The organism is Pseudobacillus badius, assembly GCF_002189605.1.
Taxonomy (GTDB): domain Bacteria; phylum Bacillota; class Bacilli; order Bacillales; family Domibacillaceae; genus Pseudobacillus; species Pseudobacillus badius.
This window is the reverse complement of sequence record NZ_MWMM01000021.1, coordinates 13,842-36,936: the sequence shown is the minus strand read 5'-3', so window position 1 is coordinate 36,936 and position 23,095 is coordinate 13,842. Positions and strand designations below refer to the sequence as shown.

Genomic DNA, 23,095 nt, shown 5'->3' with positions numbered 1-23,095 from the left:
ATTTTAGAAACAAAAGAATGGCTAGAAAACAGCCAATCTTAGTGGCTCAATTTTTAATTAATAAATGGCTCACTTTTCAGTTGCGAAATACATTCGTCCAAACAAGATAGGTGAATAAATCTTTTTAGTTTTTAGAAAGCTAAAAAGAGGTGATATTTATGAAAAAATTGGCTGTTACATTGATAGTAGCAACGGTATTAGTAATCACTGGCACATCTGCCGCTTCTAAAACAATAAACGAAACGGATACTGAGTTATGTGAAACACTGAAATATGCACTGATCAATAGCCTAAGAGAGCCAATAGACAAAGCCATCAATGAAATATATAAGGATGATCAAGAGGCGCCGGAAGGCCTTTCATGGGCTTCATTTCAGACAGAAATCTTGAAGATCAGACAGCTCGATGGAATTGGCGGCACATATGAAATCACGTTCAAGGTTAACCCTTACTACCGTGCGCATATCACTTATGGGGAAGATAAAGTCGTGGTAAATTCAGACGGAGAGCTGATTGGTTATAAACACTTGAAAACCTATCCTAAAGTACATTTCAACTAGCTGGAGCTTTTGGCAAGCATGGCTTTAGAATAAGGATGGTTTTAACTGATTGGGGCAACCTATCCCTAAATATAATTTAGGGTGATAAAATTGAAAAAAAGTATTCCTTTTTTAGTGCTGTTTCTATTCAGTATCTTAAGTTTTGACACAAATAATGGAATAGCCTATGCACATTTAAACGATACACCGCCGCCTCTTGAGGAAGTATATACTCAAATTGGATTTACAACTGTTCACGAGGCAGTGATTGAATTTGAAAACCACTTTAAGAACGATGTAAAGCTGCCGCTTAAAATGCCTTCTATTCCTTTCACTCATATGTTCGGACGATTTTGGGAAGACAAGGAACATAGTATCAATGCCTCTTTAGAAATAGAGTTTATTAATGAAAAATCACCGATAAATCATTATAAAATTAATATTCGCCCTCTCGAAAATAAAGTGGTATCTACAAATAGAAGTCATCAAACAGTCTACACGTTAAAAGACGGACAAAAAGCGATTTATATTGCTGAAAGACATTTCCGTTTCCTTGTATTCGAAAAAGACAATTGGCAGTATATACTGGGAATCAATAAAGAACTAGCAAACAAGGTGACACCAAAAGTATTAGTGGAAATTGCCGACTCAATCGATTAGTAAGTAAAAAATGGCAGGCGGGTGGTTACTATATTATCCGTTGGTAGAGATATTTAAGTGGTCATATGGTGGAGATAATACCTGTCTCTTGGCTTACCTGATAAGCTAAGATGTGCAGATAAATCTCTGGTCTCTTGCAGGATCCATTCTTCCGGAAGGGATGGCAGCTGGTTATGCAAAGGTCCAGCTGGGTAAGAAGCTGAAAACCTTGTGGAATTAATGGCGTATAAAAGACTGCATAGAGAATCTGGAAAGAAGACACAAAAAAACTTGATCGGCAAGGGGTGGGGAGACTCCGGAACTTCCTGCTTGTGGGGTTATGTGGACTAAAGGTGTAATGGAGTATTCGTGTGAACATTTTGAATCCTTTTAAGTTAACGGTGTAGGTTATTATAAAAAAGAGATACCTCTGAATGGAGTGAATGAAATATACTTGTCCTTGTTGTGGTTACAAGACCCTAGACGAAGAACCGCCAGATACATATGAAATTTGTGAAATATGCTTCTGGGAAGATGATGGAGTACAGTTTCAGGATCCTGATTATGAAGGTGGAGCTAACGAAGTATCACTAAGACAGGCACAACATAATTTTATAAAATTTGGAGCTTGTGATAAAGGTAGTTTGAAATTTGTAAGACACCCCAATAACTCTGATATAAAGGATAATAATTGGCAGCCCCTATAGGCTCAACCAGCATCAAAAATTAGCTAATTAATTTTTAATGCCTATACTTGTGGTGTTATGTGAAATAGAGGTGTATAGAGCATTTATTTAATTCTTTAGGATATTTTTAACTAACGAAAACTAATCATCTCTTCCATTTTTTTAACCAAGGTTCAATGATGTTATCAAATAATTTAATCCCAATGTAAATATCCAATATAGCAAGTATTAAAGTAATAACTAGCATGCTTATACCAGTATCATCAAGGGTAATAATGGGTTTTAAAAGTACGAAACCAACAGCCAGAAGAATAGGACCTGTTATAGAAATCCAACCTATCCCAAATAAAAAATATATCAATTTTATTCACCTCTTTTAAATAAATTCATCTGCCCCGTTACTTTACCCCCTTATGGAAAGCACAAAAGAGAAGAAATTTATTTTCTAGAAACAGTTAACTTCCTGTATCGAGTGTTATTTAAATCAAAAGAGCATTGAGACTTCTCAATGCTGTTTTACATTAGGTCAAATTCTGTTATATCCGGCAGAATAAAAGTGCAGACTCGAGCAATGATTTTGTGCAGAGGTCAGCACTTTTTTAGTGCCATAAAAAAAGACTTGCCAACCATCTCAAGTCCCTCTGCTGTATAGGTGTCGAATCCAACAGTGGAGGTAAGAGAGGAATGCTAGCAATGTCTGATATTAAGTGTATCAAATTATTAAGAAATCAAAAAGGGCTTTCGATCTCAAAGATAGCCGAAACACTGCACATTAATTGGCGTACAGCCAAGAAATATGCGATGAAGAACAGATTCCAGTTCCGTCTGGCTGCCCTAAACGAGGCATGGTGTATGAAGAGAAATCATACCTTCTTGTATTCCCAGATCAGCCTTACTCTGTGTTTAAAGAAGCAGCCGTCAAATTTAACAAATACAATGAATTTTTACTAGATGATTACTTAATCCACGTCCCTAAAGCCAAGAACCATGTGCATCTGCGCTGTTTAAAAGAATGGAATCGTTTCAAAGTGATCAGCCATGAAGGGGAAACTCTGCTTGAGGACTACCGTCCCTATAGGAAGAAGCGCCGTCTTCTGCCGTGGAATGATATTCTAAAAGGATGGCTGGAAAAAACGCGTTCTATTCATGATTCGCGGTACTTCCCTTATTTTCCGGGTCGTATCAGTGAGTACCTTTCTGTTCCGTCTATTGAGCTGCGAAGGCGCCGAGTAAATGAACTACTTAATTTATTGGTGCAGTACGACATCCAAAAGATTCATGATGATTTTTATCATCTGATTCTTCAGGAAGGCCAGGAAGATGCCCGTCATCCTTATGAGATTAATTGGATAGAGTATGATGCGCTTCAGCCTTCAGTAAAGGAGGGAAAAGCCCATGAATGAACAAGTGGATCAGCTGTGCAAACATCTTCGCTTAGCCTACATAGCAGATATATACGAAGAAATACCATTTGAAAATCCAACGGATTCTCTCTTACAGCTTCTAAAGATTGAAAAAGACGGAAGAGAAAAAGCGAAAGCAGAGAGGAATATTAAAAAAGCCCGGTTTCTGGAATATAAAACATTGGAGCAGTATAAATGGCACAAAGCTATCTGTCTCCCTTCCCGGCTGGATCGTCAAGAATTAGAAAGCCTTCGGTTTATTGAACGAAAAGAAAACCTTATCCTGGTGGGAGCACCTGGCACCGGGAAAACCCATCTTGCTTCAGCACTCGGCCGAAGAGCTTGTGAAAAAGGATATGACGTCCGTTTTTACCGCGTGGCTCATCTTGTGGAAGAGCTGGAAAACACTTTGGCCTGCGGCAAATGGGCATCATTTCGCAAAAAGCTGGATAAAGCAGATGTTATTATCTTAGATGAAATGGGGTATCTGCCTTTTGGAAAAGAAGGGGCGGAGCTCCTGTTTCAGCTGATTACAGAGTGTTATGAACAAAAGAGCTTGATTTTAACATCAAATCTTGAGTTTAGCCAATGGAATAGGATCTTTACCGACTCACGGCTGACCGCCGCATTAGTCGACCGGTTGATCCATCACGCTCATATTATTTCATACACGGGAAGCAGCTACAGACTAACTAATGCCTTATCCAAGCGTACCTAAAAAATAGAAATATCTGGGTGGCAACCCTCCGTATTTTTCTCTGCAATTCTCTGTACTTTTTTATTGCCAAATACAATAGCCAAAGAACTGAAGGAAAACTCCCTTATTGAAAATCACCAAAAACGCTCGTTTTCGGTGAAAATTTGTTTAGAGTAAAGAATTTGTAGTTGTAAATATTATTAAATCCCTTAACGTATAGTTTTCGTGTTTTGTCGGCGAGACCCCTTTATAAAGCTCTTTCTCATATTTCATTATTCAACAATCGGGCGCGATTGTTGTAGAAAACATAGACTTTCAAACGACTTTATTCTTACATCTATGAAGTGTAAATTAGCAATCACAACAAAAATTAAACATCTTTATTTTTATACCGTCCATAAATATGGACGGTATAATGCGTATTTGAAGCTTCAAAATTAAATATCTTTATTGTCACGTAACACTTTTCAATACGCAAATATATACAAAATTAGTTAATCCAATGAGAAGGTCGATGTATATGAGAGGGTAATGTTGTCTTTACATCACCTTTAGCCGAATTAATTTGCATTTGGGTCAAAAACATACTGGTGGACAGATCAGCGCCACTGAAATTAACATCTCGCAAATCCGCACCAATAAAATTGACTGCCCTTAAATCCGTATTTCTCATATCTGCGGCAATCAAATAGGCTCCCCTAAAATCAGTTGCTCTTAAATCTTTTCCCTTTAACTTTTTACCCATCCAATCAGCTCTGACATGGTTAAACTCTTTAATTTTTCGAAGACTAGGCATTTTATCGATTGTATTTCTCCTAACGAAATCACTCGCTGAAGTAAGCAGTTCATTTAAAGAAAATCGATACATCACCAAATCAAGTGACAATAAATTATCTGCGTCCAACTTCGTTAAATCCTGCAATTCCTTTAACTGTTTTCTCAATTTATCAGCTAAATCATCGGGTATATCGTAAGACAGAGCTTCTGCCACGTACGCTATCATTTCATGTATTTGCTCCATGATGGGAAACACTTGAAACATTTTCTTCCCAATGTCAGGACTTTCTCGCCAACTCTGACCGTTAAAAGTAACTTGAGAAACGACTTGTCCAGCACCCAAACAATCAAATACTGTACAGCCTTTGAATCCTTTCTCCCTCAACTGACTATGAATTTGGCAGCTATAATCAGACTGCAGATTGATACAAGGAGTACCTGCCGGTTTGTTAATCGAAAAATCACTTGATGCTACAATATTAAGTGCTGTGCAACAAAGTCCAAAGCACTTCGTACAATCGGCTGTTAAACTTTCTCTAATATTTTTGGCTGTTTTATTAACCATTTTTCTACCTTCTATCCTTTAGTTAAAAAACTTTTGAATTTATTATACAACACCTAAAGAATCTGGCCTATTTGTTGAACAAAAAAGACGTGGCTTAAATAAAGCTAATATACTTTATCTATTAAAACTACAAGTTACTAAGCAGGGCATTTATGAAATTGATAAACTCGAAAGTCTTCCAGAAGAGGAGAAAATTTCAGATCCTGACGAGGATAAAGAACTTGGAAGTCCAAAAAATGGACACTAATAAGACTGACTTTAAAGAGACTGATTTTAAAGAAGAAGAGCTTGTAAAATTTCTTGTAAGTAAAAATCATAAAAAAGAAAACGCTGAAAAGTTTTTTGCTCGTTTAAAAGAAAAAACAATTAACGGGTATACATACGATGATATATTAACTGCTGTGGAAAGATCATTAAATGATTGTCAAAAAGCAATTTGTGATGAACCTTATATTTGGGCTGTCGGAAAACTTGAGAGATTGCTAGAAGCAAAAGTAAAAGGTAAAAAAGACTCAATTGTTTCTAATTCTGCTAAACAGCCTAAAAGTAAAAAGATAATTCGGGAAGAAACGCTGCCTGATTGGTTTTATGAGTTAAAAGAAGACGAACGCAAAGAAAAAAGGAGGACTTAAAAACGATTCAAAAGAAACCTATGGAAGAGCAAGAGTTAGAGAAAAGGAGAAGAGAGCTGGAAGAGCGTTTAAAAAACAGACGCAAACAACATCAAGTATTATGATAACGAATTAGTTACTTTTTCCCGCAAACAACAATAAATTATATACGAAATATTTGTTTGCGGGAAAAAAATAATGTTAAAAACGTCTGATTTTGTCGAAATTTGTCTAATTTTACATATAATGTAGAAAGGATAAATCAAAAGTTGTATGATAATGGACATGGTAAGACTTCTATTCTTTTGAAAATTTAAGAAAGGACGTTTTTCCAATGGAACTAGCAAAAGAATATCGTGTTAAGCAAACATCATTTAAACAAAGTCAACAGGTAAAAGGACAACCAAGAACAGATATTGACCTAAGAGACTTGATCCAAAAACTAAAATTGGAGATACAATTGATCCGTACTTAATACTTAAATACTATTCTCTTTTTTTCATCATTCTCTGAATGAGTATATATTTGATGGCTTCCTCAATCTCTGCTTGTGTGGCTTCTCTGCCATCTATAATAAAACGATAATTTTTCGTTAATTCTTCAGCAGTTATATATGGATTGTTGTTAATCTTTTTTATCAAGTCAGTTTGATTTCTTGAATAGGTTACTGGATCATTAGTTCGGGTTAGCAAAAAGTCAATAGAAATGTTAAGCGTGTCTGCTATTGTTTTCAATGTGTCCATATCTGGTTTCTTCCTATCTCGTTCAAAATGGGAGATAGCCGACTGATCTAATCCAATAGCGTTTGCGAGTTCTCGTTGAGTCAAACCCTTTGTTTTTCTAATATATTTTAGTCGCTTTCCAAAGGTATTTAAGTTATCCATAAATGCGATCCTCCTTCCATTCAATTTTATACGTTTTATCTCCATTAGTCATATTTTCTCCGAATTTTAATGACCATATTCAAAAAAAATTGACAAAATTACTATTGGTCATTTATTATTAAGTTATATATGACCAATGATAATAAAGGAGGGGGATTTATATATTTTGATGCAGTATAGAAAAAATGAACGACTGATTAAACTTCGGAAGGAAAAGGGATTAACCCAAAAGAACTTAGCAGATGCTTTAAACATGAATCAAAGTATGATTTCCTGTGTTGAGACAGGAAAAAAAGAATTCGGAAAAGAAAACAAAGTTAAAGTTGCTAATTATTTTGGCGTAACAGTAGAATATTTGTTTTATGAACGTTACATGAATGAAACTGCATAGTCTCATTTATAACTTTAAAATATAATATTACCAATGGTCATAAAAATTGATTTGAAGGAGGTTTGATTAATGGCTCATACAGCAGCAGAATTCCTATCAGATGACATAGAGGCAGTTATTGAAAATGTTTTAACAAAATGGATAGAGCCGTATTATTCAATGAAATTGAAGTCAGGAGTATACAACCCGAAAGTCACCAGTACAATTTCTGATATTCCTTCTTCGCCAAACAATGCTTTTCATAGCAGTACTGAAAGTTTGGTGATTAATAAATTAACAGCAAAAGAGTGGCTTATTTATTTTCATACAAAACTAGGCACTTTACCTGAACAACATCAACAGATTATTGAAAAAAAGTATTTAAGAAGACGAAATGATGGAAAATATATGTCTGATCATAAGGTTTATTCTGATTTGCATTTAAGTAGGACGGTTTATTATATCCGACGAAAAGAGGCTTTATACTGGTTGGGACTTGCCTTAGAAAGTGAAACAAATATGGAAGGAATCTGAATAATTCAATATACCTAGAAAATATTACAAAATATGCTATATTATTAGTTAATTAGGTGTTTGACCGGAACTATTATCAGTCTTTTGGGAGGGTACTTTAATGAATAAAACATCAAAATTTATTATCACTAGTTTTCTAGGAGCAGGCCTTGCGCTTTCGCCAATCACAGAGAACGTGATAAACATTCTTGATTCCAAAAACGTTGCAAAAGTAGAGGCTGCAGCTGCCACTCACAAAAAATTCAAAGACGTGGCGAATGATTCTTTTGCATTTGAAGCTATTGACGAATTAACCAAGAGAGGAATCATTAGCGGTTATAAAGATGGCACGTTTCAGCCTAATGGAACCGTCACACGAGGGCAATTTGCGGCATTCTTAGTCCGGTACTTAAATCTGCCAGATGCAGATAGTAAATTTAAAGACTTACCGAAGTCTGCAGCATTGTACAAAGATGTGAGTAAAGCAGCTAAGGCAGGAATTATTAAGGGTGATACCAAAGGATATGTAAAAGCCCATGAAAAAGTATCAAGAGCTGATATTGCTGTTATGATTGATCGTGCTATGCAGCTAAAAGGGAAATACAATGAAACGACAGAATTGAATTTTAAGGATAACAACTCTATTCCAGCTTATGCAATGGAATCCGTTAAAAAAATGACAAAGTATGGAATCATTCAAGGAAAAGGAAATAATACATTCGCACCAACTGAATATGCAGATCGAGCAGTTTCAGCTGTATTTGTACATCGTATGGCAGAAACCATAGAAAGTCAGATTGAGCCTCCTTCTAAACCACCTGTGACAGATGATGATTATTACAAATGGTCATATGAAAAAATGAAACAGGAAGTAGGAACACATGTATTCCAAATTCGTGATGAGTTTACAGGTAAAATTGTAACTGTGGACGTTGTGAAGAGAGTATGGGACAGATACCAACTTCCGGGAGCAAAGCTTCCTCACCCAAAAGAGTTAGTAAAGAGAGAAGTTGAAGGATTTTCTAATGTGGCAGGTTTAGTAAGTTTATATCCTCAACTTGAGTTGATCGCTTATAATGGGAAAGCATTAAAAAACACCGCCTTGTATCCAAAGGATAAAATGCAAGCTAATAGAGTGCTTATTGATTTAGATATGGTGATTCCTAGTCAACCTAGTGAGAAGAATCAATTTCTTATCGATATTTACAGTCTAAGTTCAGATTTTGTGACTTACAGAACAGAGGATTTAAAATTTGGTGACTTGAGGGAAAAACCAAAAAATCTAGGAAAAGATTACTTTGTAAATATAGAGGAACTCTTTGCGAATGCGACAGGTGTTAAAGTAGCCAAGGATGGATCTGAATTAACATATGAAAACAATAAAGTAGTTTTGACAGCAGGAAAGAAAGCCATGATGGTCAATGGACAAGAACAATCTCTTTCAACAGCACCAGTATTTAAAAATGGATCATACTATGCACCAGCTAGAGAAGTTGCAGAAGCGCTTGGATTATCAGCGAGAAAAGTAATAAGTGGAATTGGTTATGGTACAGGAAGCGAGAGAGGATATAAACTTGAAATTGCTAATTTTGACCTTGAGTTACAACAAGGTATCTGGGAGTAATTGCATGAAAAACAAAGTTATCCTCCTCCTTTTTATCTTGTTCTTCCTTTTTCAACCAATAACGCAGACAGAAGCAGCCATAAGCGCTTACGATCCTGATATTCCATTGGGTAACTGGAAAACCCCTGCATTCTCTCAATTGTTTAACATTGAACATAGTGCTGAAAGTAATTTTATCCACACCGAAGACTGGAAAGTGGAGGTAGATGGAAGATTTGCAGGGAACATGATGCTTATGCGCCCAAAAACCAACAATGCTATGGGTTTAACGTTTGTTCATAAGAATATGCTTAGGCAGTGGGGAGAAGCTTTTAATGGGAACCCTGCTTACGTTGAGAGGGAAACTCAACCAAGGAATATAGAAAGTATTCATTATAGTGCGGTGTATCAACGCTATTACTCTAGAGACATTGCTCGAAACAGTGGTGCCCATGAACCGACCATACAGGGATCGGGTGAATATACCAAATGGGGGCATCAAATAGGGGTTTTAAAGATAAAAACCACACCGTTTCCCAAGCCTAGTATTGCAGGATCATCTACTGTAAAAAAAGGGGAAACGGTGACTTATACGATCAGTGGTGAAGAGTTCAGTCCTTATAAAGATTGGATCAAATGGAAATTTAATGAGGGTGGCACTCTCTTAGATGATGGGCAAGTATATAACAACACTTTTTCTAAATCGGTAAAAGTAAAGTTTGATAACTGTGGAACTAAAACCCTTAAGTTATATGTCACTGATGAAGTGGAAAGGGAAAAATCAACGACCAAAACAGTCAAAGTAGAAGGCTGCGAGAACGATGGGGGAGGAAGTACACCCGTTGATCCTAATCCCGATCCTGACGAACCAGAGGGTGTCCCTAAGCCCCCTGATTCAGGTGAGCAAGGGGGAGCCGGATCAGCTAAAGGAAAAGCCTACTGGGAATTGAGAAGAGCCAATGTGAATGAAGAAAGTCAAGTGTATGTAAAAAGCAGCTTCTCCATTAATGGTAACCACTATGCTACTCGTAATCCTTCTCACTCTGTACAATTTGCAGGGCGTACTATTCAACAGTCAGGAGCAATTCAGTCAGCAGCCCCTGGTCGAGCTGTAAAAGGATCTAACTTAAATTACTCTTTCCAGTACGAATACACAAATTATCCGATTGGATGGCAATGCAGCCAATCTGGAACGGACAAAGATGGGAATTCGATCTGCTTAAATTGGACATTTAACAGTAATCCAGATTGGTCGAAAGGGCAGACGTTCCGTTTATCCGGCTCTATTCCCATCAATCATAAACAAGGAGACACGATTAAAAATAGTTCCTTAGATAACATATTAGGTCAAAAATTCCTTGTCGGTAGAGAAGATACATGGAATCCGGGGAAAAGTTCAAAAGACTATTTTGAGCAGTGGCAAAAAACAGGGAATGTTTCAAAAGCCAACTATGACTTAAAAACACAAACTACCTTGCCTATTACACCGGGAATGCTTAAATATCAAGTAGAATTACCTTCGGGAGAACATTTAAAATCTGGATTTGAGACACTGAAAAAAGAAAAAAGCCATGGTTTCTTTTTTCCAGCAGATGTAGATGGCAGCTTGAAAAAAGATTATAAAAACCGAAGCAGTTATTCTTCGTATCAGTATGCATTTCCTTTACAGCAAAGTGTAATGAAGGACAAAGGTACAACTGGAAGTAAACGGGCATTTGAGTATGAATATGTTACTGATCTATTCTTTACAAGTAAGTACACTGGATATATGGTGGGGACACCTTATACTCAAAAGGTGAAACAGCATTTTGTGAAGGGTACGTCTATTCCTTCTCACAGCTCTTTGATGAAAGAAGGAGAGCAAAAGATCCAATCTTCATTCAAAGAGGACACAGGTGAGGCATTTGTTGATGAAGTCCTATATACGAAGTCAGAGAGCGAAATACAGCGACTTCAGCGATATGCCATTCCAGTCAGCCCAACGTCACCGTTAAAACCAAAAGAAACCTATAAAAATCACATTGTCTTAGAAAACATGGGATTGAGTGATTTAATCTTTGAATATGATCAATCATTCAAGTTTAATCATTATCTTTTTGGTTCAGGTGCGGATGAGGCTTGGATTATTGAACAGCCAGAGTCAAAAGTAAAACTGGATCATTTAAAGCCAACAGACATTCATACAATTATCATTGAGCATGACAACAAAAAACAAATGCTTGATTTAATTCTTGATCGGCCGAAGGAAAAGCTGCATAAGTTCAGGGTAACTGATCGAGATTTCATTCCAAAAATCGAGAGCATCGTTGGCGATCTGTAAAGTAAAAAGCAAGAGACTAAAATGACAAGTCTCTTGCTTTTTTGTGAGAAATTATGAAAAAAGAAATATATAGACAACAACAAATAGCAAAAAAGAAATCCAATTATTTTGATTAATTTTTTTCAAAACAATTGGATTTTTTCTATATGAAATCAATATTTACAGTATACTTTTCATCAAGGTTCGTTATAAATTTACATGATTAATGCTATGTTCTTAATAAAGCAGATAAGTTTATTTAAAGAATGGATGTGTTTTAATTGAAAAGCTATATTCAAGATAATTTGATTTTTGTTGCGCTCCTAGTAGTTATCACAGTACTTTTTCTTCCATTGACGTTCTATGTGTATGAGCAGCTTAAAGAGATCGGGTGGGACACTGAAAAGTTTGCTGCGCTTTCTTCAATTGCAACATCTTTCGCGTCCATAGGTACCTTTATTCTATTACTTTTCACATTTCTAACCTACAAAGAAACTAAGAGACAAAGAGAAGCCCAAGAGGAACCAGCGGTAACAATAGGAATTGTTCCAGATTCCAAAACACCAAACCTTTTTAATTTATACCTTAGAAATTCTGGCGGTAGTCCAGCGTATGATTTAACTGTAAAGTTCGATCCTGATTTACCTTATGGAGATATAAAATTAAATGAACTTCCAATCCTAAAAAGAATGCCATTGCTTGACAAAGGAGAAGAAGTATCTTTTCTTTATGACTCTGTGATAGAATATTTAGCTACCAATAACCCAACAAAATCAATCGCAAATGTTACTTATTACACCTTGCCAAAAAACTCTCGATTGGCTCGAAAAAAAACCAGAAGTTTCGAGATTGATCTTAATTTAAGAATGAAACAGATGCACATAGTGAAAAAAGATATGACAGATTTGGTGAAAGAGATTCAAGAGCTAAAACAGGCATTTTTTATTTCTAAAATAGAAGAAAAGAAAAACTAAAGGTAGTGTTATATAAAATGATTGAAGCCATTTTTGCTAAAGGTAGTCAAAGGAAGAAACCTGTAATTTTAGAAGATTGCATATTATTTATAGGATTGTCTTGGCATGAAATTGGTACAACTTATGTGTTTCAAGAGTATCTTGAAAATAAAGCATACAAGATTGGAGGCTTTACAAAACGTTCTCTAGTGACAGAGCATATGTATTATGGCTATTTTTCTTCTCTACCTTACAGTGATCTTAGTATTGATAAATTACATGAAAGTGAAAGAGAAGAGGTAGCGATAATTGGTTATTCAAATGAGAGAAAATATTATGTATACGGCATTTTTGTAGATAAGTATGAAAAAATACGTGGTGAGAATTACATTGTTTTCAAGTTTAGTTTTTTTGAGTTGAAACTACTTCGTAATTAAGTTTTCTATTACTGGGGAAAAACCTGTACAATTACTGTACAAATTCAGGACAATTTTGGGATAAAACGAGGATAATTTCGGGACAAAAAGCAAGAATTTACATGCTATATTATTAGTATCAAAAGAAAAAGCCTCCTAGCAAGGATTCCTTAAAACTGCATAATGAATGAAAAAGAAGCTAGTTCACTTTCTTGTGAATAATTAGCTTCTTTTTTTGTGTTCTTGGAGTCCGGCTAATCACAGTAAGGCTTTTTTAGGAAGGAGGAGTGACTAATGAACACTAAAAAAAGAGTCTGGTTGACTTCTTTAGCATTGGTAGGAGTAGCTGCATTATTTGCTCTTGATCAAAAGCGCAAGGCCGAGATTTGGTAGTCTCATAATTAATCTTTATTGAGAGGAGGGAAAAAGCATGGGTGAACATAAAGGGGCAATTACATTGAGTCTTGTTGTCATAGTCCTTTTCGGTGTGTTTATAGCTTTTGCAACAGGTGTGATTGATCCACTGATGGATAAGATCGGTGTAGCCTTTTCTAAGCTGGTTGATAATGTGTTTGCAGGCTCAGGAATGCCGAAGTAATCGAATGATCGAGCTTTCGTCCAACTAGGCGAAAGCTTCATTCATATTTTGATAGGAGAGATGTATGTGAACATGTTGGCACAAGAAGAGAAAACAATTGAAACAACAGAAGTGAAAAAGAAGCCCAGATCTTCTAATAAAAAGCGCTCTGGTGCTAATAAGCCAGAAGGGTTTAATGAATTTGAAGCATTAGCAAAAGAGATACTGACTGGTCAAGGTATTTCTTATTTTGACTGGTTGCATAAAAAACATCAGGAAGTCGTGTTAAGTTTCAACCTCTCAAATAAGGATGAAATCGCGATGTTAGCAAAGGAGTGATAGGAGTATGAACAATGTCATTGCAACTTTTCAAAACGTAGCCGGCGACATTAAAACGGTGGCTCCCCCCCTGGCTGGTTTAGTTCTTATTGTGATCGGATTAATATATATGTTTGCGAAAGATCCACAGCGAAAAGAACAATGTACAGGGTGGATGGTTAACGTGGCTGTAGGATTCGGGTTGGCTTATCTAGGAGCATCCTTGGTTGCTTGGTTAGGAACAAAAGTTTCTGGCTTCTAATAAAAATCATCAGGTAGTCAAGGTCAATGGATAAGACTTGATTACCTGTTTTTTTATTTTTAGGAAGGGAGGATTGATGGATCATGAGAAACTTATTTATTCGTTTTAAAGAAGAGGGGGAACTATTACGTGAATTAGAGGAGAACCGTTTTTATTTTTTATGTGAAGCAGAAGAGAACGTTCAGAAGGTCAGAAAGCGATTGAGTCGTGAAAAAAGAATGGCAGAACCTAAAGCTTTTGAGTGTTGGATTGATGGCAAGCAATTAGTTATTACTCAGGTGTTTTTCGAAAAGGAACAATCTCTTGAAAAACAGTTAGAAACCACTATTTTGAATTTTGAGGGATGGGAGGAGGAAATTCGCCATAAGTATGCAAATAAATTGCGAGAGTATGCCGACTTAGAAAGGCAATTGTTTTTGAATAAAGAGTTTCAATCGTTTGCTATTCGAATGGATCAAATACTCGGACGGTCAGATGTAACACCCTTTCCTCTTCTATTAGATATTCAACAATTAAAGCAACTGTTTGATGGATTTTATGTACATGTTAGTAATGGGTTCTTTTCAGAATTAGAAGAAATCGTGAATACATTAAAAGCTGCCTATCGTGCTGTGATCAATAAGGTGCTGCTGGATAATGAAAGTCAAAAGAATGATTTAAAAGATGCTGTATTAGGCTGGCTAAGCATTGAAAGCCATTTCCAAGAGTTTATTCAATACGCAACAGCCAATTATAGATCCATACCTAAGACAAGGCTAGAAGCGTTATTTATAAGGTTCTTGCCTTATCAAAAAATAGAATCTCACTTATTTACTGATTATGCCGAGGAACAAGGATTTGAAAAAGCTTATGATTTACATGTCAATTTGGTGTATGAGTTATCTAAAAAGTATGATGAGATTTTATTTACTGGTTTTGTATTAGACACGAATGAAGTGATTGAATCGCTTGTATTCAGCCCCGTAATATCCTCCTATTGGAAGAAGGTGCGTGATATAGATGGAAGTGAACAAAAAAGTCATTTATCAGAACATTGAAGATGCATTAATGGATCTAAATGCCAGTGATAAGGGACGATATTTCATCTGCACATGTCCAGAATGTGAGAAACCGGAAGCTTTTATTTATAAAAACAACCTTAACTTTATTCAGTGTAATCGGCAAAATGAGTGTGGCGCAAGGATGTTGATTCATTTTCAAGAAAACAAGAAAGCCGTTATTCGACATCAACTAACCAACACTTATCCTTCTTTGACCAATCAACAAGCAAACAGTTTAGAAATGATCACCAAATACTTGAAGCATATGCAGTACCGGGTGGAAAATAAAAACTTAGAAAGAGGATACAGAGGTCTTTCTAGAGAGACTACACAATCCTTCTTGGTTGATTTAAGCCATCCTTTACTTGTTAAGAAAATGTTTGAGCATGGAAAAGAATTGTTTCCAAAAAGCTATCAAGAAAATGACTGGATGTGTAAGAGGAATTTAATATTTCCAATCTATGGTGAGGAAGGTACGGTAGATCGTGTGTTACTTCGATCAAGCATTGATCCCTCCCTTGAACCAAAAGAAATCCAGTTAATTGTAAATCCCTCTAAAGAAACGAGGGATTTTTTTGTTGATGTTCCAATGGAAGCTGAGTTGGTTGTGATTGGTGAAAGTGTACTTGATGCAGCTTCTTTTAAAGAAATTGATCCAGCCATTGGGTTCTATGCTTTAACAGGTGCAGCCAAGTCTAAAAATCTAAGTAATTATCTTGTGAAAAATGCTGAATTAGTGAAAGAGAAAAAATTCATTATCGCTCCAGATGATGACCAGGGGGGATGGAAAGCAGCGAGGGCAATAGTGTCAGCACTTGAAGCGATAGATGCCGACTATCAGCTATTTACGACTCCTGCAAAAATCAATGATCCAAATCAGTATTTGATGGAAGATTACAAAGGGTTCAAGACACAGTATCAACAAGTCAAACACTCATTCAGCAATAAAGAGAGGGACTTTGTTGATATTAAAGATGAATCAGAGGTTATAGTCTTTTGTAGTTCACGTTTAGATGCTATTTCTTTTCGGTGTATTGATCCGAAAATAGGAGTGATAACGATCCCCTTAGAGGATAATAGATCTTTTCTTAGGGTGAATGAGGCGCTTAAAGACCCTTCGATAAAGATGGAGGATAAAAAAATTATATTAGCCATGCCTAAAGATCCCAAAGGAATATATGCAACAAAGCAACTGTCTAGTTGGTTGACACAGGAACAGGTTCATTATCAAGCTTTCCCTTATCCAGATAAGGTGAACAGTGTAAATGAGTTGTTCAATGAAAGTGAGAAGAGGTTTAAAGAAGTTTGTCATAAACTATTTTCTCTTAATCAAGAAAAGAACATAGCTATTCATAGGGAGTGAAATCATATGACAACGCCTGTGAAATGGATATTAGTAACTTTAATCTTCATGGGATTAGTATTGGGGATTGCTTATGCTTCTTCTTCACAAAATATCACTGTAAGGACGACATCTGAAGCTGAGGTATTAGCAGATACAGTGGCAGCAGGTGTTATTCGAAACGAATTAAACGATGATGGAAAGGCGGAGCGCCCGATTGAATTTGTTAATAAAGAGGAACTAGCAGCCAATTTATCCGCAAATCTTGTCGCTGTTCAAAAAAACCATCCATATGACGTGAAATTGGACTATGTCTTTGTCGACAATAAAGGTCAAGTGACAGAGATTGACGAGGAAATCCGAGGAATACAATTCCGAGTGCAATTAGTCAATGATCAAGGAACAGTGAAAGGAACAGCAGAAAGGCATCTCACACTTCACCAATTGGAATCATAGGGGGTGACAGCATGGGTGAAATGAAATCAGCTATTTTTTCAATAGCCTTATTCGTAGGAGTGCTATTTCCAGCGTTGCTTATGATAGGTGTGGATAGCCTTCACAATCATGGATTTATGAAGGTTAGCACAGAAGTAGCTGAATTGGTTAAAGAAGAAGGTGGCGTTACATCTAAGGTGAGTCGTGTAGTTGATTCGTTGAAGGGCAAGGGATATAAAATCACATTTAAAGATTCAGATGGAAAAGTAGTATCTGGAAAACGTACATTTGGAGATACCATTTATATAACGTATGACTACACCTATCAAAGTATCAAAAAGGAGCGTCATTTGAAGACTCAAAACATAGTACATGTCATGAAAAGGTGAGAAAGATGTGAAAAGTAAGGAGTGTGAGAAGAGTGAAAGATAGAGCTATTTTAGAGCGATTAGCCAATACAAAAGTATTAATGATCCTTGTTTCTGGCTTTTTGTTTGTTAGCTTTTTTCTGGCGAATTTTCTATTAGCTTTTTTACAAGAGCTGTTAATGGCTTTGAAGCAGTTCTCTGAAAATCCTGAAACTGTTGACTTCTCACTTGAATGGGGAAGTTTTTTTGTGTTTCAAAAAACTCTTCTTCCCTTCTATATAGGGTTCTATATCATTGCGCTGATCGGGGTTGTGAAGTTCATATACAATGTTCGAATGAACTATCAATCTTTGAATGAAGGGCAACATGGAACAAGTGAATTTGAGACAGTGAAAGAGTTAAAAAAGCAGTATAAGGTGATCCCTGCTTCTGAGAAAGAATATGAGGGGCATGGGGGAGTCATCGTTGCTGGATTACAAGAAAAACATCGTCCATATCGGCTATTAATTGATGAAGGACCGATACATTCAATGGTGATTGGTATTACACGATCGGGTAAAGGAGAAACTTTTGTTGTTCCGATGATAGATGTGATTAGTCGCGCAAAAGAAAAGGCGTCTATGGTAGTCAATGATCCAAAAGGTGAGCTTGCTGCAGCAAGCTATGAAACATTAAAAGAACGTGGATATGAAGTGTATGTTTTTAACTTGATTCAACAACAGATGTCCATGGGATTTAACCCACTTGAAATTGTAGTAGATGCATGGAAAAAAGGGCAAACAAGCTTTGCTCAACAGTATGCGAATAGTGTGGCTTTTAGTTTATACAACGATCCGAATGCAAAAGATCCTTATTGGTCAAACTCTGCTAAGTCATTAGTGACAGCGATTATTTTGGCATTGACGGAAGATGCCGTTGCTACTGGGAAGGAAGAGAAAGTCAATATGTATTCAGTCGCCAACTTTCTTTCTACGCTAGGTAGCGACAATGACGACCAAGGGAATAATGCGTTGGATTTGTTCTTTAAATCAAGAGCTGAAAATAATCCGGCTCGGATGATGTATGCAACGAGTAATTTTGCTGCTGGAAACACTCGGGCAAGTATCTTTTCGACAGCGATGGATAAGCTGCAAATTTTCACATTAGAGCCAAATGCAAAGTTAACTAGCTACAATAGCCTGCCATTAACGAGAATAGGATTTGGTGATAAGCCAGTTGCTATTTTTATGGCTACACCTGACTATGATGAATCTAACCATGTGCTAGCAAGTATCTTTGTGAGTCAACTTTATCGAATCAATGCTGAGAAAGCCACAATGAGTCCCAGCGGGAAAATGAAAAGACAAGTTCATTTTCTATTGGATGAGTTCGGAAACATGCCTACTGTAGATGGGATGTCATCAATGGTGACGGTCGGAGCTGGACGTGGCTTTCGCTTCCACTTAATCGTACAAGCCTATTCGCAGTTAAAAACAAAGTACGGTGATGAAGCAGACACAATTATCGGTAACTGTTCGAATCAAATTTATATCTTAACTAAAGATCAAAAGACGGCAGAACAATTTTCATCATTAGTTGGAAAGAAAACTATTACAGATGTTAGCCGTAGTGGAAAACTCTTATCTACAGATAAGTCGCATAGTGAATCAACCAAAGAGCGTCCTTTACTAATGCCGGATGAACTTATGCGTTTAAAAGAAGGGGAATCTGTAGTCGTTCGTGCGAATAAACGACAAGACAATAAACGAAGAAAAATAGAGCCAAAACCGATCTACAATCGCGGTGTAACAGCTCATAAGTTTAGATGGGAGTATCTGGCAGAAGACTTTGATACAAGCAAGTCACTTATGGAACTGCCAATTTTATCAAATGATTACCATGATATGAATTTGCGGGAAATGGTATTTACAACGAAAACAGAAAGTGATCAGTTCGTACCAATAGTTAGTTTAATTGGAAAAGAAGCATTTCTCCAGTTTAAAAAAGAAGTTCGTAAATTGCTAATCATTACGGGTGAAGATTTGCCATTAAACAATATTGACGAATGGACAGCCATACAGTTGTTTAGCTATCTGACGTTCCAAACTGAGTGCGATCCAGGCTTGTTTACCATGATAGTCAATAAATGCTTAGCTACTTATCTTCCGGAAAGTGTGACAAATGATTGGGTTGAACGAATGAAACTAGTCAGAGAAAAACAGCAAGAACAAAAAAATGAGGTCAACAAACTAGAAGATAGATTGGAAGAGGAAAGTGAGGAAAATTATAGCGATTGCGGTGACGAGGAAGATATAAAACAACAATTGAAAAATGAGATTATGTGATAGAGGAGGTTGTGTGAGTTGATTACGGAGCTGCTAAAAGAGACGCACTTGGACACTTATTTGTCTTACTTTCGAACAGAAAAGAAAAAATTCTTACTAATTCGATGTATATACGGTTTGATTCTTTTTTGCTTTTTTGCTTTAGGGATCTTATTTATTAAAGAGTATCTGTGGCTTATAAGCTTGCCGATCATATTTTATATGGGTTATAAAATTCCTTACTTGAATTTGATCCTTAATAAAAAGAAAAGTGATTTAATCAATTCTTATTTGTTCCCTCAATTTTTAGGGAGCTTTTTAGCGTTGCTTTCATCTTCTGGAAACGTGTATCAGACATTAGTTGAAACGGTAGAATACACAGACGATCCATTGCGAAGTGAATTGAACAATCTTATAGAAAAAATAGAGCAAGGAAACAATCGAGATGATTATTTAGCATTTGCCGATTATATAGGAACAAGTGAAGCCTATATGATTATGGATATGATTTATCAATTTAGTGAATACGGTGTGCAAAAAGAAGCAATACAAGAACTAGAAAATTATATTCATACGCTGCAAGAAAACAAAGTAGATGAATTAATTCAACAAAAAATGATCCAGATGGATAAGTACGGATATATGCCTATATTTATCTCTTTATTTTTAACTTTGGGATTTGCAGCAGTTATTTTCTTTTACTTTTTTCAAGACATCACGAAGGCTATTAACATTTTATAAACAGATAAAAATAAGGGGGGAGTTGTCGTGAATGAGTTAAGAATGAGTTACTCAATTCTAAAGCCAATCGCTATTTTAAATGAAGGATCAAATGGTTGGACAAAAGAATTGAACTTGATTTCTTGGAACGGTGGAAATGCAAAATTTGATATTAGATGGTGGCCACCGAATAAGCAGTCTATTGGAAAAGGTATGACTTTTACTCCAGAAGAAATATTTACTCTAGGTGATATTTTACATACGTTGCCACGGGAGCTTCACAAAGAATACGGAAGGGAGAATCTTTTACATGGATGATCAGCAAAAACAAGAAAGAATACAAAGGATCTTAGAAGATAGCTTTATTGGAGAATACTTAAAAGATGAAGATATTACCGATATTTCTTACAATGGTACAACTTTGAGATTGCAACATAACAAAAGAGGGCGTTTTAAGGCTGAAAAGCAACCTAGTTATGAAGAAGTTAAACGATTGATCAAACAGATTGCGGATCATGAAAAGAAAGAGTTTAACAATAGTGAGCCAACATTAAATACAGAAATAGGTTTTTTGAGGGTGAATGCAGTACATGAAGTCATTAGTCCAGATGGTATGACTTTTGCGATTCGTGTATCACGTCCAAGATTAGCGGTTTCTTCAATTGCTGAACTTACATCAGGAAGACACGATGAAGTTGGGGAACTGCTAAGAGTATTGATGCTCGCTGAGAGTAATATCATTATCAGCGGGCGGACAGGCACAGGAAAAACGGAGTTACAAAAACTTCTCGTTGGTTTTATTACAGATGATTCTAAAATTACTCTGATTGAAGATACGAGAGATAGCCATATTAAAACTTTATATCCTTCCAAAGATATTAACAGTTGGCGAACAATTGAAGGTAGATTTTCGATGACGGATGGGGTACAAGAAGCATTGCGGAATAATCCAGATTGGACAATTATCGCAGAGTCTAGGGGGGAAGTTTCTGCAGATATTCTGGATAGTGCAAAGACTGACCACGCTATTATTACAACCGTTCATGCTAAAGGAGCAATGAATATCCCTTCTCGTTTAATTCCCATGATCCGTCAATCCCCTGCTTATGCCATCATTGATGATCAATTGATTGGAAATGAAATCATTGAATTTTTGCGTTTTGGGATTTACTTACACGCTAAAGTTATTAATGGAGAAACAGTCAGACGTATTAAAGAAATTGTGGAATATACGGACTTTACCAAGAAGGGAGCTGTAGGAACATACTTATACCGAGAAGCTGCAAAGTATGATTCTAAAACAGGCGAGTATCGGTATGAACAAGAATTTAATCCCTTATCACCAAAAGTATTAGCTGATGTAGAAGACAAAGAGCTAATTCACATGTTACCAGATGTTTTTAAAAGAAAGGGCGAGAATCACGATGTTTAAAAAAACATGGAAAGAAATAAGAGTTCTGTTTAGTGGATGGGAACTATTGTTTCACTTGATTTGGTTGTTTCTCTTAAACTACGCTTTCTTTTATTTCACATCTGAGAACTTCATCGTAAGCATGTGTGTTGGTGTTGTAGGAGCGCTGTTTTTCTTTTTTAACTTTACCTATAGGCATAAAAAGCTCAATCAATATCAGACACAATTAAAAGAGCTGTTAAAATACATTACCAACATGATTTTCTTTATGGGAACAGGAGAAAACGTGTTACATGCCTTAAAGGCTGCTAGAAGTACAGTTAGTTCAGATATTCGGAAAGACATTGATCGCACTATAGAGAGCCTGGAGAGTAAGGCTGTACTTGATACAGATCACTTTAAAAAATATGCTTTTCCATCACTAGATCAGTTTCATAGAAACTTGTTAATTAAGTATGAGCGTGGTGGGGATGTAAATGACTTATTCAAACAAATTAGGCATAATATGATGTTTGAGCTGACAAAGCGTGATGAACTACATAAAAGGAAAAAAACTTTTGCTTTAAACGTCTATGTACTGTTAGGCATGGTTTCTTTCATTATGATTTTATTACGCTTAATTGTTTCTGAGTTGTGGGAAATATTTTTGTCTGTTTCAATCGCAGGAATCGTTGTGCTGCTTTTGACGTACGGGGCAATACTATTTAATTTGTACGTTCTCCAAAAGAAAAAAATGGACATTTCTGTTCGCTTATAAGTCTTAAAAGAGGGAGTAGTGTGGAATGGTGTTGGGGTTAATAAATAAAATTAGGAAAAGTAGTTTTCTCTTTTTATTTAGTACATTGTTAATCGTAGGAATATTATCAGGCTGTCAAAGTTCTCCGCAAATAGGAATAAATGAATTATCCACTCGGCAGTTAGAAAAAAAGTTGGACAATCATGAGACATTTATTTTATTCTCTTTTTCAGCTAATGAGAAGGATATAGAAAAGACCAAGCTCATTGAAGCCTTTAATGACTCCTTTCGTCGCTCTGGGGTGACTGCTTATTACATCAATCTAAAAGATATGAGCGATAAAGAATCCCGTAAACTAGCTCAAAAATATGTACATCCTAAATCAGGGGATGAATGGAATCCTTTATTTAGTATGTCAGTTGTCGAGAATGGAGGCGTCTACCCTTTAAATTCGAAGAACATGAACTCTGAGGAAGTACAAGCGTTTTTTAAAACGGAAGCTAATAATAATGTGGATCATCTTCAACAGATCTCCAATATTGATCAAGATGTTAGGAAAACCCTAGAATACATTCAGTTTTACGAAATAAATTTGACTGATCAAAAAGAACTTACTAAGTAGAGTCGG

29 protein-coding genes are annotated in these 23,095 nt (G+C 36.2%); 26 read left to right on the top strand and 3 right to left on the bottom strand.

Annotated elements, in window-relative coordinates; genetic code table 11:
* Window positions 1–158 precede the first annotated feature (158 nt).
* From B1A98_RS18530 to B1A98_RS18520, 3 genes are all read left to right on the top strand, one after another.
* Window positions 159–560 carry a DUF3888 domain-containing protein gene (locus tag B1A98_RS18530; protein ID WP_041098497.1) on the top strand — a complete coding sequence of 134 codons (402 nt, stop codon included), beginning with the start codon at window positions 159–161 and terminating at the stop codon, window positions 558–560.
* Between the two features lie 90 nt (window positions 561–650).
* Entirely contained in the window at window positions 651–1,199 is a 549-nt protein-coding gene (locus B1A98_RS18525) for a hypothetical protein (RefSeq protein ID WP_061786751.1), read from the top strand.
* Window positions 1,200–1,621: 422 nt separating this feature from the next.
* The gene (locus tag B1A98_RS18520; RefSeq protein WP_041114224.1) at window positions 1,622–1,885 is read left to right on the top strand and encodes a CPCC family cysteine-rich protein; all 264 of its coding nucleotides are present in this window, start codon (window positions 1,622–1,624) and stop codon (window positions 1,883–1,885) included.
* A gap of 124 nt (window positions 1,886–2,009) precedes the next feature.
* Here B1A98_RS18520 and B1A98_RS20625 read toward each other — a convergent pair whose 3' ends face one another.
* The gene (locus B1A98_RS20625; protein WP_041098501.1) at window positions 2,010–2,225 is read right to left on the bottom strand and encodes a hypothetical protein; all 216 of its coding nucleotides are present in this window, start codon (window positions 2,223–2,225) and stop codon (window positions 2,010–2,012) included.
* Window positions 2,226–2,640: 415 nt separating this feature from the next.
* On the opposite strand from B1A98_RS20625, the gene B1A98_RS18510 reads away from it, so the two are divergent.
* Window positions 2,641–3,267, top strand: a complete 627-nt coding sequence (locus tag B1A98_RS18510; RefSeq protein WP_125474332.1) for a hypothetical protein — start codon at window positions 2,641–2,643, stop codon at window positions 3,265–3,267.
* Window positions 3,260–3,985 carry an IS21-like element helper ATPase IstB gene (gene istB, locus B1A98_RS18505; protein ID WP_063384062.1) on the top strand — a complete coding sequence of 242 codons (726 nt, stop codon included), beginning with the start codon at window positions 3,260–3,262 and terminating at the stop codon, window positions 3,983–3,985. Before B1A98_RS18510 ends, istB begins: the two co-directional genes overlap by 8 nt.
* Before the next feature lie 469 nt (window positions 3,986–4,454).
* Here istB and B1A98_RS18500 read toward each other — a convergent pair whose 3' ends face one another.
* The gene (locus B1A98_RS18500) at window positions 4,455–5,306 is read right to left on the bottom strand and encodes a pentapeptide repeat-containing protein (RefSeq protein WP_041098505.1); all 852 of its coding nucleotides are present in this window, start codon (window positions 5,304–5,306) and stop codon (window positions 4,455–4,457) included.
* Window positions 5,307–5,527: 221 nt separating this feature from the next.
* Between B1A98_RS18500 and B1A98_RS18495 the strand changes: the two genes are divergently transcribed.
* Entirely contained in the window at window positions 5,528–5,938 is a 411-nt protein-coding gene (locus B1A98_RS18495) for a hypothetical protein (RefSeq protein WP_125474333.1), read from the top strand.
* Window positions 5,939–6,251: 313 nt separating this feature from the next.
* The gene (locus tag B1A98_RS20620; protein WP_156141512.1) at window positions 6,252–6,392 is read left to right on the top strand and encodes a hypothetical protein; all 141 of its coding nucleotides are present in this window, start codon (window positions 6,252–6,254) and stop codon (window positions 6,390–6,392) included.
* Between the two features lie 10 nt (window positions 6,393–6,402).
* On the opposite strand, the gene B1A98_RS18490 is transcribed toward B1A98_RS20620, so the two are convergent.
* Window positions 6,403–6,801, bottom strand: coding sequence for a helix-turn-helix domain-containing protein (locus B1A98_RS18490; RefSeq protein WP_063384063.1), 399 nt, complete (start codon window positions 6,799–6,801; stop codon window positions 6,403–6,405).
* A gap of 169 nt (window positions 6,802–6,970) precedes the next feature.
* Here B1A98_RS18490 and B1A98_RS18485 point away from each other — a divergent pair, with 169 nt between their 5' ends.
* The 19 genes from B1A98_RS18485 to B1A98_RS18400 all read left to right on the top strand — a co-directional run bounded on the left by B1A98_RS18485 (window position 6,971) and on the right by B1A98_RS18400 (window position 23,089).
* Window positions 6,971–7,192, top strand: a complete 222-nt coding sequence (locus B1A98_RS18485) for a helix-turn-helix domain-containing protein (RefSeq protein WP_082821651.1) — start codon at window positions 6,971–6,973, stop codon at window positions 7,190–7,192.
* A 69-nt stretch (window positions 7,193–7,261) separates the two neighbouring features.
* Window positions 7,262–7,705, top strand: a complete 444-nt coding sequence (locus tag B1A98_RS18480; RefSeq protein WP_063384065.1) for an ArpU family phage packaging/lysis transcriptional regulator — start codon at window positions 7,262–7,264, stop codon at window positions 7,703–7,705.
* Between the two features lie 100 nt (window positions 7,706–7,805).
* On the top strand, window positions 7,806–9,308 hold the full coding sequence (locus tag B1A98_RS18475) for an S-layer homology domain-containing protein (RefSeq protein WP_063384066.1): 1,503 nt from the start codon (window positions 7,806–7,808) through the stop codon (window positions 9,306–9,308).
* Window positions 9,309–9,312: 4 nt separating this feature from the next.
* Window positions 9,313–11,607: a porin family protein gene (locus tag B1A98_RS18470; RefSeq protein WP_063384067.1), complete on the top strand. Its 2,295-nt coding sequence runs from the start codon at window positions 9,313–9,315 to the stop codon at window positions 11,605–11,607.
* A 260-nt stretch (window positions 11,608–11,867) separates the two neighbouring features.
* On the top strand, window positions 11,868–12,560 hold the full coding sequence (locus B1A98_RS18465) for a hypothetical protein (RefSeq protein WP_063384068.1): 693 nt from the start codon (window positions 11,868–11,870) through the stop codon (window positions 12,558–12,560).
* Between the two features lie 17 nt (window positions 12,561–12,577).
* Window positions 12,578–12,976 (top strand): hypothetical protein, encoded by a 399-nt coding sequence (locus B1A98_RS18460; RefSeq protein ID WP_063384069.1) that lies wholly within the window; start codon window positions 12,578–12,580, stop codon window positions 12,974–12,976.
* Window positions 12,977–13,385: 409 nt separating this feature from the next.
* Entirely contained in the window at window positions 13,386–13,553 is a 168-nt protein-coding gene (locus tag B1A98_RS20615; RefSeq protein ID WP_169713124.1) for a hypothetical protein, read from the top strand.
* A gap of 66 nt (window positions 13,554–13,619) precedes the next feature.
* On the top strand, window positions 13,620–13,871 hold the full coding sequence (locus tag B1A98_RS18455) for a hypothetical protein (RefSeq protein WP_082821652.1): 252 nt from the start codon (window positions 13,620–13,622) through the stop codon (window positions 13,869–13,871).
* A 7-nt stretch (window positions 13,872–13,878) separates the two neighbouring features.
* Complete coding sequence (locus B1A98_RS18450; RefSeq protein ID WP_041098523.1) at window positions 13,879–14,112, top strand: pilin; 234 nt, start codon at window positions 13,879–13,881, stop codon at window positions 14,110–14,112.
* Between the two features lie 83 nt (window positions 14,113–14,195).
* Entirely contained in the window at window positions 14,196–15,149 is a 954-nt protein-coding gene (locus tag B1A98_RS18445) for a hypothetical protein (RefSeq protein WP_063384070.1), read from the top strand.
* Window positions 15,112–16,515, top strand: coding sequence for a toprim domain-containing protein (locus B1A98_RS18440; protein ID WP_063384071.1), 1,404 nt, complete (start codon window positions 15,112–15,114; stop codon window positions 16,513–16,515). The genes B1A98_RS18445 and B1A98_RS18440 overlap by 38 nt, the downstream gene beginning before the upstream one ends.
* A gap of 6 nt (window positions 16,516–16,521) precedes the next feature.
* On the top strand, window positions 16,522–16,950 hold the full coding sequence (locus B1A98_RS18435) for a hypothetical protein (RefSeq protein WP_041098527.1): 429 nt from the start codon (window positions 16,522–16,524) through the stop codon (window positions 16,948–16,950).
* A gap of 11 nt (window positions 16,951–16,961) precedes the next feature.
* Window positions 16,962–17,318 carry a PB1 domain-containing protein gene (locus B1A98_RS18430; protein ID WP_041098529.1) on the top strand — a complete coding sequence of 119 codons (357 nt, stop codon included), beginning with the start codon at window positions 16,962–16,964 and terminating at the stop codon, window positions 17,316–17,318.
* Window positions 17,319–17,398: 80 nt separating this feature from the next.
* Entirely contained in the window at window positions 17,399–19,621 is a 2,223-nt protein-coding gene (locus B1A98_RS18425; protein WP_082821653.1) for a VirD4-like conjugal transfer protein, CD1115 family, read from the top strand.
* An 18-nt stretch (window positions 19,622–19,639) separates the two neighbouring features.
* Window positions 19,640–20,341 carry a hypothetical protein gene (locus B1A98_RS18420; RefSeq protein ID WP_063384072.1) on the top strand — a complete coding sequence of 234 codons (702 nt, stop codon included), beginning with the start codon at window positions 19,640–19,642 and terminating at the stop codon, window positions 20,339–20,341.
* A 27-nt stretch (window positions 20,342–20,368) separates the two neighbouring features.
* Window positions 20,369–20,638, top strand: coding sequence for a YdbC family protein (locus tag B1A98_RS18415; RefSeq protein ID WP_240492420.1), 270 nt, complete (start codon window positions 20,369–20,371; stop codon window positions 20,636–20,638).
* Window positions 20,631–21,752 (top strand): ATPase, T2SS/T4P/T4SS family, encoded by a 1,122-nt coding sequence (locus tag B1A98_RS18410; protein WP_063384073.1) that lies wholly within the window; start codon window positions 20,631–20,633, stop codon window positions 21,750–21,752. Before B1A98_RS18415 ends, B1A98_RS18410 begins: the two co-directional genes overlap by 8 nt.
* Entirely contained in the window at window positions 21,745–22,488 is a 744-nt protein-coding gene (locus tag B1A98_RS18405) for a type II secretion system F family protein (RefSeq protein ID WP_158286045.1), read from the top strand. The genes B1A98_RS18410 and B1A98_RS18405 overlap by 8 nt, the downstream gene beginning before the upstream one ends.
* A 25-nt stretch (window positions 22,489–22,513) precedes the next feature.
* Window positions 22,514–23,089, top strand: coding sequence for a hypothetical protein (locus tag B1A98_RS18400; RefSeq protein WP_063384075.1), 576 nt, complete (start codon window positions 22,514–22,516; stop codon window positions 23,087–23,089).
* The last annotated feature ends 6 nt before the right edge of the window (window positions 23,090–23,095 follow it).

Bases quoted from the DNA above. Each gene is read 5' to 3' on its own strand.
- B1A98_RS18530 (WP_041098497.1), top strand. From the start codon at position 159: ATGAAAAAATTGGCTGTTACATTGATAGTAGCAACGGTATTAGTAATC.
- B1A98_RS18520 (WP_041114224.1), top strand. From the start codon at position 1,622: ATGAAATATACTTGTCCTTGTTGTGGTTACAAGACCCTAGACGAAGAA.
- istB (WP_063384062.1), top strand. From the start codon at position 3,260: ATGAATGAACAAGTGGATCAGCTGTGCAAACATCTTCGCTTAGCCTAC.
- B1A98_RS18500 (WP_041098505.1), bottom strand. From the start codon at position 5,306: ATGGTTAATAAAACAGCCAAAAATATTAGAGAAAGTTTAACAGCCGAT.
- B1A98_RS20620 (WP_156141512.1), top strand. From the start codon at position 6,252: ATGGAACTAGCAAAAGAATATCGTGTTAAGCAAACATCATTTAAACAA.
- B1A98_RS18490 (WP_063384063.1), bottom strand. From the start codon at position 6,801: ATGGATAACTTAAATACCTTTGGAAAGCGACTAAAATATATTAGAAAA.
- B1A98_RS18485 (WP_082821651.1), top strand. From the start codon at position 6,971: ATGCAGTATAGAAAAAATGAACGACTGATTAAACTTCGGAAGGAAAAG.
- B1A98_RS18480 (WP_063384065.1), top strand. From the start codon at position 7,262: ATGGCTCATACAGCAGCAGAATTCCTATCAGATGACATAGAGGCAGTT.
- B1A98_RS18475 (WP_063384066.1), top strand. From the start codon at position 7,806: ATGAATAAAACATCAAAATTTATTATCACTAGTTTTCTAGGAGCAGGC.
- B1A98_RS18470 (WP_063384067.1), top strand. From the start codon at position 9,313: ATGAAAAACAAAGTTATCCTCCTCCTTTTTATCTTGTTCTTCCTTTTT.
- B1A98_RS18460 (WP_063384069.1), top strand. From the start codon at position 12,578: ATGATTGAAGCCATTTTTGCTAAAGGTAGTCAAAGGAAGAAACCTGTA.
- B1A98_RS20615 (WP_169713124.1), top strand. From the start codon at position 13,386: ATGGGTGAACATAAAGGGGCAATTACATTGAGTCTTGTTGTCATAGTC.
- B1A98_RS18450 (WP_041098523.1), top strand. From the start codon at position 13,879: ATGAACAATGTCATTGCAACTTTTCAAAACGTAGCCGGCGACATTAAA.
- B1A98_RS18445 (WP_063384070.1), top strand. From the start codon at position 14,196: ATGAGAAACTTATTTATTCGTTTTAAAGAAGAGGGGGAACTATTACGT.
- B1A98_RS18440 (WP_063384071.1), top strand. From the start codon at position 15,112: ATGGAAGTGAACAAAAAAGTCATTTATCAGAACATTGAAGATGCATTA.
- B1A98_RS18435 (WP_041098527.1), top strand. From the start codon at position 16,522: ATGACAACGCCTGTGAAATGGATATTAGTAACTTTAATCTTCATGGGA.
- B1A98_RS18430 (WP_041098529.1), top strand. From the start codon at position 16,962: ATGGGTGAAATGAAATCAGCTATTTTTTCAATAGCCTTATTCGTAGGA.
- B1A98_RS18425 (WP_082821653.1), top strand. From the start codon at position 17,399: ATGATCCTTGTTTCTGGCTTTTTGTTTGTTAGCTTTTTTCTGGCGAAT.
- B1A98_RS18410 (WP_063384073.1), top strand. From the start codon at position 20,631: ATGGATGATCAGCAAAAACAAGAAAGAATACAAAGGATCTTAGAAGAT.
- B1A98_RS18405 (WP_158286045.1), top strand. From the start codon at position 21,745: ATGTTTAAAAAAACATGGAAAGAAATAAGAGTTCTGTTTAGTGGATGG.
- B1A98_RS18400 (WP_063384075.1), top strand. From the start codon at position 22,514: ATGGTGTTGGGGTTAATAAATAAAATTAGGAAAAGTAGTTTTCTCTTT.